Raw genomic sequence first — 11459 nt, 5'->3', positions numbered from 1 at the left:
TCTTTTCTAGCATGATTCGTTTATACTAGAGAAGTCAGTCGAACAAAGGGAGGAAGACAATGAATCACGAAGATTTTTTACAACGCGCAATTGATCTTGCAGTAGAAGGAGTCAATAGTGGTACTGGCGGCCCTTTTGGAGCAGTCATTGTCAAGGATGGTCAGATTATTGCAGAGGGCAGCAACAACGTGACAACGAGTAACGATCCAACCGCACATGCAGAAGTCACAGCCATTCGCAAAGCGTGCCAAACTCTACATACATACCAATTAGAAGATTGCATTCTATACACAAGCTGCGAGCCTTGTCCGATGTGCCTTGGCGCTATTTACTGGGCTAGACCAAAAGCTGTGTATTTTGCTGCTGGACATCAGGATGCAGCGGATTCTGGTTTTGATGACTCATTTATTTATGAAGAAATCAACAAAGAATACGAATCAAGAAATATACCATTTTACAAGCTGACACCTCAAAAAACCCTTGCACCATTTGAAGCATGGGAAGCATACGATAAAAAGAAAGAATATTAAAAAAAGACACCTGCTCGTAAGCAGGTGTTGCGGATTGTTGACAAAGGGCTAAAATGATCTTTATTTTAGCCCTTTGTCTTCTTTTCAGCGTGATAGAAAACCTTTGCAGCCCTAGGAAGGACGAGCAGCGGAGCGGAGCGAATTTGACATTCGTGAGCACCGGAGCGCAGACCTGACACCGAATGCGAGGGTTTGTCTACACGCTGGACACCTGCGGGTAAGCAGGTGTCTTCTACTATTCCTCCGCCACTTCAAGCTCTACTTCAATGTTCCCTCTTGTTGCTTTTGAATATGGACAGAATTCATGTGCAGCATGGACAAGCTCTTTCACTTTGTCATGATCATGACCTTTCGCAGACACAATCAGCTTTACGCCAAGCTTAAAGCCGCCGTCGCTTTCATCTTTTAAAAGACTGACATGTCCTTCTACTTCCGATTCTATTTCTATCCCTTGCTTCTTCGCTACGTGCTCAAGTGCTCCTCCGAAACAAGCTGCATAGCCTGCTGCAAATAATTGCTCTGGGTTTGTACCAGTCTCTCCATCTTTCTTTGCGTTAGGCATGACAATGTTATGGTCGAGCACACCATCCTCTGAACGAACATGTCCAGCTCTTCCATGCTGCGCCTTTACTTTTGCTGTGAATAATGGTTTCATCTTCATCTCCTCCTTCATCTATTCATCCTTTTCACGTTCTATTCATTTCTCAAACATTTATCGCACATTGAAGAATTTTTCATTTTTCGTCTGTATTTATTTTAAAAAGGAAGAAAATCTTATACAATGATAAGTATGACAAAAAATAGTTGGTGACTGACATGACAAATGAATTTGAACATATGAAGCTGGAAAATCAGCTTTGTTTCTTGTTATATGCAAGTTCACGAGAGATGACGAAGCAGTATAAACCGTTGTTAGAAGAATTAAACATTACGTACCCGCAATATTTGGCACTGCTTTTATTGTGGGAGCATGGAACATTAAATGTGAAAACGATGGGAGAGCTTCTCTATTTAGACTCCGGTACACTCACGCCCATGCTGAAACGAATGGAGCAAAATGGACTCATTATCCGAGAACGTTCGAAAGAGGATGAGCGGTCTGTACAAATTCGTTTAACGGAATATGGAGAGCAGCTAAAAGAAAAGGCCACTGCGATTCCGTCTCACATGCTGACTGGGACAGGCAGATCGGAAGAAGAGCTAAAAACACTGCGTGCCTCTTTACATGAGCTTTTGCAAAATTTAACACAATCAAAAGGCTGAGGGAACATTCCCTCAGCCTTTTATAATGTCTATTATTGTGCGACAGCTACTAGTTCTACTTCGATGTTTCCTTGAGTTGCTTTTGAATATGGGCAAACGCCGTGTGCTTTATGAACAAGTTCTTCTAATGCTGACTGCTCAATTCCAGTTCCTTTTACCTCTAATTGAACGCCTAGTTTGAAGCCGCCATCTGAACTGTCTTTTAATAAGCTGACATGTGCTGTAACTTCACTTTCAAAGCGAATACGCTCTTGTCTCGCTACCATTTGAAGGGCTGAATCAAAACATGCAGAGTAGCCTGCTGCGAATAATTGCTCTGGATTTGTTGCTTTTTCAAGTTTTTTTGCTCTTGGTGTTCCAGGCATTGCTACATCATGTTCAAGTACACCATCTGTTGAAACAACCTTACCTTCTCTTCCTCCGACAGCTGATACCGTTGCTGTAAATAAAACGTCTGACATGAATATAACCCTCTTTCTCTCCAATAATGTTTTCTACAATTGAATTGTACACAATTTAAATTACAGAGTCAATCAATAAATACTCTTTTTTAAGTTTTCCTGCCTGAACCCTTTTTATGAGTATGTCCGGAAATTGTTAGGCAGTAAAAAAAGCCCTTTAAAAAGGGCTTTTAGATCGTGTCATGCTGCGGATTCGGTTGTTCTAGCGTATGGTTTCTGTTATCTGGGTCGGCATTTGCTGCTGCCAGCCACAATGCCATAATGGTGATGCTTGTACAGACGACTGCCCATTTTTTAAAATTCATATAAACAATCCCCTCTCTGAATATAGATTCGAGCATGTTCCGCTTCCCCATAGAACATGGAAGATTTTTCATAATCCCCCATTTCATTATAATACTTTGCGGTATCTAATGCCAGCTCCTCTATATCTGGATATGCATAGGCAGACTCTAAAAAATGGAAAATTCGTTTAATATGCTCAGCATCTTGTCTTAAATACAATGCTTCTAGAAATATGGTTTTCTGAATATGAATGTCATCTTGAAGAGCTTCTGCTCTCTTCATACATTCTTCTCTGTAGTGTAATGCTTCTTCGTGTTTTCCTTGTTTGTATAATATCTGAGCGGCTGTATAAAGAGGGTCTATAGATCGACGAAGATGATCGGATTGATTTTGATCAAATAACGAGATGGATTCTTTCATTAATTCGAGTGCGCGGCCCAAGTCTCCCATTCGGTAATAACTGTTGCCCATATTAAACAAAGAGGAGGCAATAAAACGCACATTTTGAAACTCTCTTGATCTCGCAAGTGCTCTTTCGAGATGTGGTAATGCTTTTTCATGCCTTCTCATATCATCGTAGTTACCGGCCACAATAAATTCACACTGAATCGTGCGAAGCGCATACAGTTCATGCTGAACATAAACATCCAGCGCTAGTTTAGCATGGTGCATCGAGATATGAGTTTGTTTCATGTGATAATATATTTCTGACATTTTAAAATGAAATTCCGCACGTTCAATATCATCTGATACAAAAGAAAGCTTATGCTCTGCCTTTTGATAAGACGATATGGCAGCAATATACTCCCTCCGCCCGAATTCATACATGCCTCTAAAAAAATGATAGTAGTATTCAAGCATGCCTGTGACATGCGTTTGATGCTCATCTATTTCTTTCGAAAGCTCGGAAAAGTTGGCGCGAAGCTTTCCTTCCTTTAATGGCTTTAAATAATCGAGCATGACCTCATGCCTAAATTCCATTAAAGAAAAATAGAGAAGCAAATTCTGATCTTCTTCCATTGAATCAAGAGAGGTGCGAATTTCCTGCTTTAACAGTTCTGCTTGTTCGGAATCAAATCTGCGGATTAATTCATACCACTTGTTGATTTTCACTCCAATATCCGAAGAGGGAATGATTTTCGCCATACGTTGCCTTCTCCAATCTTCTCAAAATATAAAACATTACCATATTTTATCATACTTGACCGGAGAAATACAAAAATGAAAGGAAAAAGAGAGCCTGTTGTCACAAGACTCTCTTTTAAATTCGTTATTCTCTTATTTGTCCTTGACCACGAATGACAAATTTTTCAGACGTTAAGGCTGGCAGACCCATTGGCCCTCTTGCATGAAGTTTTTGCGTACTAATTCCTATTTCCGCTCCATAGCCAAATTCAAATCCATCTGTGAAACGAGTAGAAGCATTATGATAAACAGCGGCAGCATCGACAGCTGTTAAGAAAAGGGCTGCATGCTCATCGTTTTCCGTAATGATCGCTTCAGAGTGCTTAGAGCTATATGTTTGAATATGCTTAATCGCTTGTTCTATGTTTTCTACAATTTTAATACTGACGATCGGTGCTAAAAACTCCGTTGCATAGTCCTCATTTGTCGCTAATGCAGCACTAGGAGCAAGCGCGCAAACGGCTTCATCACCGCGTATTTCTACCCCATTGGATTGAAGGGCTTCAAATAAGGAAGCACCGTAGTTGTTTGCCCATGTTTTATGAATGACAATGCTCTCGATCGCATTACAAACAGAAGGTCTTTGAGTTTTGGCATTCAGCACAATCCGCTCAGCCATTTCGTTTTTCGCTGTTTCATCAATGTAGATATGACAATTTCCTGCACCTGTTTCAAGCACCGGCACAGTTGACTCTCTCACGACAAGATCAATTAAATTCTTCCCGCCGCGCGGAATGAGGACATCCAGGTATTCATTTAAAGTGAATAGCGTTTTCGCCGTTTCACGGCCAGTATCTTCAATTAATTGCACACTGTCTACTGGAATATCCGTCGTATGAAGCGCTTCATGAATCACCTTTACAATCGCTTTATTACTATGAATAGCAGAGGAGCTTCCGCGCAGAATCACAGCATTCCCAGTTTTCAAGCAAAGGGTCGCAGCATCGACTGTCACGTTTGGTCTTGCTTCATAAATCATTCCAACCGTTCCAAGCGGTACACGAACCTTTTCGATGAACAGACCGTTTTCTTTTTGAATGGTTTCTAACGTTTCACCAATTGGATCTTTTAGCTGAATGAGTTGAAGGGTCGCATCTGCAATGGCTTCAATTCTCTCTTCCGTGAGTGTGATCCGGTCAATGACAGATGGCGTGAACTGCTTTTCCTCAGCAGCCTGAACATCTTTTTGGTTCTCTTCTATTAAATAAGCTGAAGATGCTTTTAGTGCACTGGCAATGGCGTGCAGGGCAGCATTTTTTTGTTCCGTCGTTTTTAGAAGCAGCTGATCTTTGGCTGCACTTGCTTTTTTTGCTTTTTCAAGAACTTCATTCATCGTATTCCCTCCTCAGTTTTGTACATGCTGTACCCAGTGATCTCGGTGTATGACCTCAGGCTTCTCTTTTGCAAGCTCGTCACTTCGCATTCCTTTAATGCCGAGAAGCTCATCGGAGGCGTACAAGGTTTGTCCCTTACCAACTAATCCGTTTGGACCGACGACTTCTACGACTTCTCCTTTAGAAAAGTCACCAGCGACATCAATAACTCCTGCCGGAAGAAGGCTTCTGCCATTATGCAAAATCGCCGCTTCCGCTCCTGCATCAATCATGATCTTCCCAGAGACCGGTGAGTGGAATTGAATCCATTGACGGCGGTTGTTCACAGCTGATAAATCCTGTTCACCGATATACGTTCCGTCGCCTTGACCCGCAAGTATGCGAAGCAGCTTGTCTTCCCCAGTGCCTGTGCCAATGAAGACTTTCACGCCAAGTGAAAGTGCCGTTTGTGCAGCTGAGAGCTTCGATTTCATTCCGCCTGTTCCAACCTTTGAACCGGTGCTCTTTGCATATGAAAACAATTCTTCTGAAATGTGGGTCAGGACATCAAATCGCTTCGCCTCAGGATGCTCATTTGGATTTGCATCATAAATGCCATTGATGTCTGTTAATATGATCAATTGGTCTGCATGAATTAATCCACTGACAAGAGCTGACAGCATGTCATTATCCCCAAAGGTAAGCTCCTCGATGGAGACTGAATCATTTTCGTTTATGATCGGCAAGATTTTTCTTTCAAGCAGCTCCATCATCGTTGCGTACGCATTTCGATATCTTGTTCGATCTGAAAAGTCATTACGTGTTAAAAGCATTTGAGCAGGTGTCATATGAAACTGTGAAAAAAGCTCTGTATATTTCTGCATTAACAAACCCTGTCCAACGGCGGCAGCTGCCTGTTTCCCCTTTAAGGTCACAGGTCTTGATGGATAGCCTAAACTGCCAAATCCTGCTGCAACGGCTCCTGATGAAATTAAAATGATTTCATGACCTGCTTCTTTGAGCTTTGCTATGGCTCTTACATGATCCTGCATCTTTTGTTCATCAATGGCTCCTTTTTGCTCTGTTAATGAACTGCTGCCAATTTTTATGACGATCCTTTGCTTTTTCATCCTTGATTCCCTCCGCTATACCTTTAGGCACAAAAAAATCCCTATTTCTCCTTATGTAAAGGACGAAAAGGGATTTTCCGTGGTACCACCTTCATTGAATAAGCATGCAATCTGCTTATTCCACTCAACTCCTGTAACGCCAGGCACGCGCTTAGATTTTTCCTCTAAGGCTCAAAGGGCAGGTTCAGCAGCTGTCTGCGGCAAATGTTTCAGCACATCATTTGCTCTCTTTACGCATCAGTTCCTGCTTACTATTCCTTTTCAACGCTCGTTAATTTTTTTATATTATCACCAATTGCTAAAGAAAAGTCAAGCGGTCAATTAAAGACAATCGTTTTATTCTCATGAACAATAATGCGATCTTCAAGGTGCCATTTGACAGCACGTGCAAGCACACTGCGCTCAATTGTCCGGCCAATATTTTTTAGGGCTTCCGCATCATCCCGGTGATCGACCCGCTCAATATCCTGTTCAATGATCGGGCCTTCGTCTAAATCATTGGTGACATAATGAGAAGTCGCACCAATTAATTTGACCCCCCGCTCATATGCCCGCTTGTATGGGTTTGCACCAATAAACGCTGGCAGGAAGGAATGATGAATATTAATGATTTTGTTCGGATGCTCTTCAATGAATCCAGGCGTTAAAATTTGCATGTATCTAGCAAGCACAACCACATCAATGTCGTACTCTTCTAATAAGGCGAGCTGCTCTTTTTCAGCTTCTTTGCGAATGTCTTTGTTCGCCTTTACAAAATGGAATGGGATTCCAAGCGATTCTACTGTATCTTTTGCCGTTTCATGATTGCTGATCACAACTGCGATTTCAGCCATTAAATTTCCGCTTTGCCATTCCCACAGAAGCTCATGCAGACAATGAAGCTCTTTTGAGACAAAGATTGCCAGCTTTTTAAGCTCACTTGCACGCGACATGCTCCACGTCATTTGAAATGATGCTGCGATTGGCTCAAAACTATTTTTCAATTGATCCATATTCGCCGAGATGTCTTTCCAATCAAATTCAATTCTTAAAAAGAACCGGCCGCTTTCATGATCGGTTGTGTATTGGCTCGATTCAATGATGTTCGCTCCGTGCTCAAATAAAAAGGAAGAAACAGCTGATACAATACCAGGCTGATCTGGGCAGCTGACAAGTAATCTGCCTTTTTGCTCGTGCTTTTGTCTGTGTAATTCAAGTTTCTCTGTAATCAATGTTCTCATGTATCATGACCTCATTTGCGTTTTCATTCTAATGAAATATTATACTGGACTGGAAAGAGAAAAAGCAATGAAGAGTCCATTTTTTATTGAATATTCATTCAATTCTGCACCTAGCATGATATAATGTGAGTAGACCTTTTATCACAAAAGGAGTGATGGAGATGAAAAGCATGACTTTGTTTGGTAAAGTGAGCTTTTGGCTCGGCATCGTATGTCTGATCACAGGTATTTATCTTTTTATGGCCGGTGAGAGACTCATTCCTTTGCTCACATTTGGTGTCTGTTTTCTTCTAGTGAGTCAGCTTTACCGCAAAAATGAAAACGATTCCAATCATCATTCGATGTAACAAAAAAGGGCTAAAATGATTTTTATTTTAGCCCTTTTTCTTCTTTTTCAGCGTGATAGAAAACCATTGCAGGTCTGACAAAGAATGCGTGGGTTTGTCTACATTCTGAGGCTGGCAGACAGATGACAGCCTTTTCTTATTCAATGATTTTTAACCCGACCGCCGCAGATAAAATCAGTGCGATAAAGAATATACGTTTTGCGTCCTTCGACTCACCGTAAAACAGCATGCCGACAATGGCTCCTCCAGCAGCTCCAATGCCAGTCCAAATGGCGTATGCCGTTCCCATCGGAATTGTATTCATCGCAAGAGAGAGCATGAGAAAGGACAGCGAAAATCCAGCTGCAATGAATAAAATCCATTTGACATGCCGGTCTTTCTGGAATTGATTCATCATGGTGACACAAAGCATTTCTAAAATGCCTGCACCAATGAGTAAAAGCCAGCTCATGATTCAGTCTCTCCTTTCTTTTCACCTGTGGTTAGTTTAAGCCCTAATACACCACTTAAAAGCACCATGATTAAAAGTAATTTCACTAGCTGTACTGGCTCTCCCAGTACCATACCTACTATGACAGTACCTGCTGTCCCAAGTCCGGTGAAAACGGCATAAAGTGTGCCAACTGGCAGTACAGTCGTGGCTTTCAGGAGTAAATAAAAGCTCACGACAATACAAACGATGGTTGCGGCCCATTCCAATAAAGAGTCAGCATATTTCAACCCCATCACCCAGCCAACTTCAAAGATGGCTGCAATCAATACATTTCCCCATTTCATCCGATTCTCTTCCTTTCTGAACGATTCCAAGCAATAAAAAAAGCCCGGAAATCGATCGTTTGATCAAATCTCCCGGGCTTTTATCCCTCCGTGTCCATACGGTCTATTGTCTAGACCCTATGTGTTTTCTCTCGGTCCAGACTGCGCCACCCGCACGGAACCCTAGAAAACCATTTCTTAATAAGCAGATCTACTTAAAGCAGATTCTGTGTGTCAAAATTGTATCACACCCCGAAATACCGGTCTACCGCTTTGCTTTCCACATGCAAATATACTTGTTCATTTTTCGAAAGAATTTTTATGGAACCGCCGTATACTAAGTGTTAGAAACAGGTCCACTGATAAAGAAGATTTGCGGGCTGTTTCGCGTGCTGCGGACTGAAGGGAAATGAGCGTATATGACAATCCATTTATTTTTTATCACATTGACGATCAAGCGGAAATACAAGGACATGGAGACCGTACTTTACGAACAAGAAGTTGAAGCATTTTATGAAGAAATGAAACAAAAGCAGCTAAAATATATGAACTAAAACAGGAATGAGAAAAGGAGGAGATTGACATGTTTATGATGCTTGATTGTAAAAAGGATCTATTCCGCATTCCTTAAAGCCCGGATACGTCAATGATCACATCGCTGATATAATGAAATCAGATTGATGTGATGAACGTTCAACTTTAGGATGATGTATTTACAGATCATCCGTCGTACCCCAAACAATGCTGAAAAACATTTTATAGAAAATCAAGAGGTGGCTTCATATGATGATGACCGATGAACAAAAACATGAATTTTATCAAGCACTTGTTGACAAGAATCCGCAATATGACGGCACATTCTTTGCCTGTATTAAGACAACCGGTATCTTCTGTCATGCCACATGTACGGCCAGAAAGCCAAAATTTGAAAACTGTGAGTTTTTCTTTACAGCGGAGGAAGCACTGCTGGCAGGGTATCGCCCGTGCAAGCGCTGCACACCATTAACATACCCTAACAGCATTCCTGAAGAAGTCAAAACACTCGTTTCAGCAGTAGAAAAAAATCCTGAGAAACGCTGGAAGGAAGAGGACTTCCGCCAATTAGGGATTCACTCTGCCACAGCTCGAAGAAAGTTTAAAGACATTTACGGCATGACCTTTGTTCAATATGCAAGATCACGCCGAATGGGACTTGCCTTTAAAGAAATTTTGAACGGAAAAAAAGTAATCGATCAGCAGGTCACTTTCGGCTATGAATCTTCAAGTGCCTTCAATGATGCATTTACAAAAATCATGGGAAATCCTCCCAAAAAAGCGCAGATTCACATTCTCTATGCTAATTTTATTTCCACACCGATCGGGCGGATGATGAGTGTGACAGATACCACACATGTGTATTTACTGGAGTTTATGGACAGGCGGGGACTCGAAAAAGAAATTGAAACATTAAGAAAGAAGCATCATGCCCGCATTTTAGTTGGAGAAACAAACGTCCATCAGCAATTAGCAAAGGAATTGGCCTTATATTTTGAGAAAAAGCTGACCAAGTTTACTGTACCGCTTTCTTTACATGGCACCCCTTTTCAAATGAAGGTGTGGGACCAGCTCTCACGCATTCCAGCAGGCGAAACGAGATCCTATCGAGATCTAGCCACGAAACTAGGCGATCCGCATTTGGTTCGTGCTGTCGGTAATGCAAATGGTGCCAATCAATTGGCGATTATCATTCCCTGCCACCGCGTGATTCAAACAAGTGGTGAGCTTGGAGGCTACGGCGGAGGGATTGAACGGAAGAAATATTTGCTTCAGTTAGAACAGCGTGCATAAAAAAACGGCTCTGCTTATTCGGTAAGCGAGCCGTTTTCTCCGTTACGGGTGATGCTGTATACATCAACGATTTGGTCCCATTTTGAAATGGTTTTTTCTTTTTTCATGCCCATTTTTAAAGCGACCTTCACCGACGCTTCATTCTCAGGACGAATTAGGCTGACCATCCGTCTGACCTTCATTTCTTCAAATCCATAGGTAAGGCAGCCTTTTGCAGCCTCAGCAGCATAGCCATTCCCCCACGCCGCTTTCTTTAGCATATAGCCAATCTCAAGCTCGGTTTGTCCTTCAATGTTTTGCAGGACAATGCCGCTTTGTCCAAGTCGTTCATTTGTTTCTTTATCTTCAATGATCCATAGCGAGGTGTGGTACATGCGGTCATTTTTTTGATTCCATGCAATCCACTCTTTTGTCTGCTGTTCATCCTTCAAAGAAGGATAATACTTCATCACTTCTTCATCCTGAAACAGCTCGTCATATAAAAATGACGCATCATGTTCATTCATCGTTCTCAGTTTCAGGCGCTCTGTTTCAAATACTGTTCTTGTTTGAACTGTCATTGATGATCCCCCCTTTTTTACTTGCTAAAAATATCTCCGAACAATCCATTTGAATCTGGGGCAAAGTAATGGAAGCCCGCACCGGTTAAACTTGCAGCCAGCGCTGTCCACATCATTAAACTGACAGTCATCCACACCGCGACTTGCTTTCTTTTCGTTCCAAAGCTCATGCACATCAAGGCTGCTAAATGACTGCCGATGATAAAAGGACCAATGAACGCTAACCCAGGCAGACCGTATCGTTCCCAAATTTTTCTCGCCCGCAGCTGCTTTTTCTCTCCTTTTTCATCACCTTTTTCCTCTTTTCTTTTTAACCACCACGCTTTAAACCGGTCCACGAACACAATGAGAAGCAAGACTGTCAAAAAGTTGCCGATGAATCCAATCACAGCCGTTGTCACAGGATGCAGCCCACTTAAGATTGCGAATGGAACGACACCAATCACTTCAAAAAAAGGCAAGGCAGCCAATACAAAAACGAGTACATATCCCCATACAATATCCAAAAACAGAACCCCTTTTCATTTTTGTCCTCTCCCCATTGTAATGAAAAATACAATTCCATTTCTACATTTTTTTAGA

General features: G+C 41.8%; 16 protein-coding genes, 1 riboswitch and 1 other annotated feature. Of the genes, 5 read left to right on the top strand and 11 right to left on the bottom strand.

All coding sequences use genetic code 11. The features are described 5' to 3' along the window. Positions 1-59 precede the first annotated feature (59 nt). Positions 60-530, top strand: a complete 471-nt coding sequence (locus MHI08_RS06245; protein ID WP_024424646.1) for a nucleoside deaminase — start codon at positions 60-62, stop codon at positions 528-530. A gap of 235 nt (positions 531-765) precedes the next feature. On the opposite strand, the gene MHI08_RS06240 is transcribed toward MHI08_RS06245, so the two are convergent. Continuing rightward, positions 766-1185 (bottom strand): organic hydroperoxide resistance protein, encoded by a 420-nt coding sequence (locus tag MHI08_RS06240; RefSeq protein ID WP_056766264.1) that lies wholly within the window; start codon positions 1183-1185, stop codon positions 766-768. 161 nt (positions 1186-1346) lie between these two features. Between MHI08_RS06240 and MHI08_RS06235 the strand changes: the two genes are divergently transcribed. Then, positions 1347-1793 (top strand): MarR family transcriptional regulator, encoded by a 447-nt coding sequence (locus MHI08_RS06235; RefSeq protein ID WP_024424644.1) that lies wholly within the window; start codon positions 1347-1349, stop codon positions 1791-1793. Between the two features lie 32 nt (positions 1794-1825). Here MHI08_RS06235 and MHI08_RS06230 read toward each other — a convergent pair whose 3' ends face one another. The 6 genes from MHI08_RS06230 to purU all read right to left on the bottom strand — a co-directional run bounded on the left by MHI08_RS06230 (position 1826) and on the right by purU (position 7387). Beyond that, positions 1826-2254 carry an organic hydroperoxide resistance protein gene (locus MHI08_RS06230; RefSeq protein ID WP_024424643.1) on the bottom strand — a complete coding sequence of 143 codons (429 nt, stop codon included), beginning with the start codon at positions 2252-2254 and terminating at the stop codon, positions 1826-1828. Between the two features lie 170 nt (positions 2255-2424). After that, on the bottom strand, positions 2425-2559 hold the full coding sequence (locus MHI08_RS06225) for a hypothetical protein (RefSeq protein WP_024424642.1): 135 nt from the start codon (positions 2557-2559) through the stop codon (positions 2425-2427). After that, the gene (locus MHI08_RS06220) at positions 2549-3685 is read right to left on the bottom strand and encodes a Rap family tetratricopeptide repeat protein (protein WP_056766262.1); all 1137 of its coding nucleotides are present in this window, start codon (positions 3683-3685) and stop codon (positions 2549-2551) included. Before MHI08_RS06220 ends, MHI08_RS06225 begins: the two co-directional genes overlap by 11 nt. A gap of 124 nt (positions 3686-3809) precedes the next feature. Further along, complete coding sequence (locus tag MHI08_RS06215; RefSeq protein WP_025092312.1) at positions 3810-5057, bottom strand: glutamate-5-semialdehyde dehydrogenase; 1248 nt, start codon at positions 5055-5057, stop codon at positions 3810-3812. 12 nt (positions 5058-5069) lie between these two features. Continuing rightward, positions 5070-6167 (bottom strand): glutamate 5-kinase, encoded by a 1098-nt coding sequence (proB, locus tag MHI08_RS06210; protein ID WP_024424639.1) that lies wholly within the window; start codon positions 6165-6167, stop codon positions 5070-5072. A gap of 55 nt (positions 6168-6222) precedes the next feature. Further along, positions 6223-6441: a binding site (T-box leader), on the bottom strand. Between the two features lie 43 nt (positions 6442-6484). Then, on the bottom strand, positions 6485-7387 hold the full coding sequence (gene purU / locus MHI08_RS06205; protein ID WP_024424638.1) for a formyltetrahydrofolate deformylase: 903 nt from the start codon (positions 7385-7387) through the stop codon (positions 6485-6487). Between the two features lie 161 nt (positions 7388-7548). Between purU and MHI08_RS06200 the strand changes: the two genes are divergently transcribed. Beyond that, positions 7549-7734 carry a hypothetical protein gene (locus MHI08_RS06200; RefSeq protein WP_024424637.1) on the top strand — a complete coding sequence of 62 codons (186 nt, stop codon included), beginning with the start codon at positions 7549-7551 and terminating at the stop codon, positions 7732-7734. A 136-nt stretch (positions 7735-7870) separates the two neighbouring features. Here MHI08_RS06200 and MHI08_RS06195 read toward each other — a convergent pair whose 3' ends face one another. Both MHI08_RS06195 and MHI08_RS06190 read right to left on the bottom strand, forming a co-directional pair. Then, on the bottom strand, positions 7871-8185 hold the full coding sequence (locus MHI08_RS06195; protein WP_024424636.1) for a multidrug efflux SMR transporter: 315 nt from the start codon (positions 8183-8185) through the stop codon (positions 7871-7873). Continuing rightward, positions 8182-8511, bottom strand: coding sequence for a multidrug efflux SMR transporter (locus MHI08_RS06190; RefSeq protein ID WP_025092310.1), 330 nt, complete (start codon positions 8509-8511; stop codon positions 8182-8184). The genes MHI08_RS06195 and MHI08_RS06190 overlap by 4 nt, the downstream gene beginning before the upstream one ends. 67 nt (positions 8512-8578) lie before the next feature. Then, a riboswitch (guanidine-I (ykkC/yxkD leader) is annotated at positions 8579-8688 on the bottom strand. A 221-nt stretch (positions 8689-8909) separates the two neighbouring features. On the opposite strand from MHI08_RS06190, the gene MHI08_RS06185 reads away from it, so the two are divergent. Next, on the top strand, positions 8910-9044 hold the full coding sequence (locus MHI08_RS06185) for a YrzI family small protein (RefSeq protein WP_080652936.1): 135 nt from the start codon (positions 8910-8912) through the stop codon (positions 9042-9044). 229 nt (positions 9045-9273) lie between these two features. After that, on the top strand, positions 9274-10317 hold the full coding sequence (locus MHI08_RS06180) for a trifunctional transcriptional activator/DNA repair protein Ada/methylated-DNA--[protein]-cysteine S-methyltransferase (RefSeq protein WP_034623385.1): 1044 nt from the start codon (positions 9274-9276) through the stop codon (positions 10315-10317). A 14-nt stretch (positions 10318-10331) separates the two neighbouring features. Here the strand turns inward: MHI08_RS06180 and MHI08_RS06175 are convergent, their stop codons facing one another. Together MHI08_RS06175 and MHI08_RS06170 are read right to left on the bottom strand one after the other, a co-directional pair. Next, a complete protein-coding gene (locus MHI08_RS06175; RefSeq protein WP_034623387.1) occupies positions 10332-10877 on the bottom strand; it encodes a GNAT family N-acetyltransferase in 546 nt (181 codons plus the stop codon). 17 nt (positions 10878-10894) lie between these two features. Further along, a complete protein-coding gene (locus MHI08_RS06170) occupies positions 10895-11383 on the bottom strand; it encodes a small multi-drug export protein (RefSeq protein WP_056766260.1) in 489 nt (162 codons plus the stop codon). Positions 11384-11459: the final 76 nt, after the last annotated feature.

This window comes from Bacillus sp. FSL M7-0791, assembly GCF_038627085.1.
Lineage (GTDB): Bacteria > Bacillota > Bacilli > Bacillales > Bacillaceae > Bacillus > Bacillus safensis.
This window is presented reverse-complemented; position numbering and strand designations above follow the sequence as displayed.

Coding starts and splice junctions, on each gene's coding strand:
- MHI08_RS06225 (WP_024424642.1), bottom strand. CDS start 2,559: ATGAATTTTAAAAAATGGGCAGTCGTCTGTACAAGCATCACCATTATG.
- MHI08_RS06215 (WP_025092312.1), bottom strand. CDS start 5,057: ATGAATGAAGTTCTTGAAAAAGCAAAAAAAGCAAGTGCAGCCAAAGAT.
- MHI08_RS06190 (WP_025092310.1), bottom strand. CDS start 8,511: ATGAAATGGGGAAATGTATTGATTGCAGCCATCTTTGAAGTTGGCTGG.
- MHI08_RS06220 (WP_056766262.1), bottom strand. CDS start 3,685: ATGGCGAAAATCATTCCCTCTTCGGATATTGGAGTGAAAATCAACAAG.
- MHI08_RS06245 (WP_024424646.1), top strand. CDS start 60: ATGAATCACGAAGATTTTTTACAACGCGCAATTGATCTTGCAGTAGAA.
- MHI08_RS06195 (WP_024424636.1), bottom strand. CDS start 8,185: ATGAGCTGGCTTTTACTCATTGGTGCAGGCATTTTAGAAATGCTTTGT.
- MHI08_RS06200 (WP_024424637.1), top strand. CDS start 7,549: ATGAAAAGCATGACTTTGTTTGGTAAAGTGAGCTTTTGGCTCGGCATC.
- MHI08_RS06235 (WP_024424644.1), top strand. CDS start 1,347: ATGACAAATGAATTTGAACATATGAAGCTGGAAAATCAGCTTTGTTTC.
- proB (WP_024424639.1), bottom strand. CDS start 6,167: ATGAAAAAGCAAAGGATCGTCATAAAAATTGGCAGCAGTTCATTAACA.
- purU (WP_024424638.1), bottom strand. CDS start 7,387: ATGAGAACATTGATTACAGAGAAACTTGAATTACACAGACAAAAGCAC.
- MHI08_RS06180 (WP_034623385.1), top strand. CDS start 9,274: ATGATGATGACCGATGAACAAAAACATGAATTTTATCAAGCACTTGTT.
- MHI08_RS06230 (WP_024424643.1), bottom strand. CDS start 2,254: ATGTCAGACGTTTTATTTACAGCAACGGTATCAGCTGTCGGAGGAAGA.
- MHI08_RS06240 (WP_056766264.1), bottom strand. CDS start 1,185: ATGAAACCATTATTCACAGCAAAAGTAAAGGCGCAGCATGGAAGAGCT.
- MHI08_RS06175 (WP_034623387.1), bottom strand. CDS start 10,877: ATGACAGTTCAAACAAGAACAGTATTTGAAACAGAGCGCCTGAAACTG.
- MHI08_RS06185 (WP_080652936.1), top strand. CDS start 8,910: ATGACAATCCATTTATTTTTTATCACATTGACGATCAAGCGGAAATAC.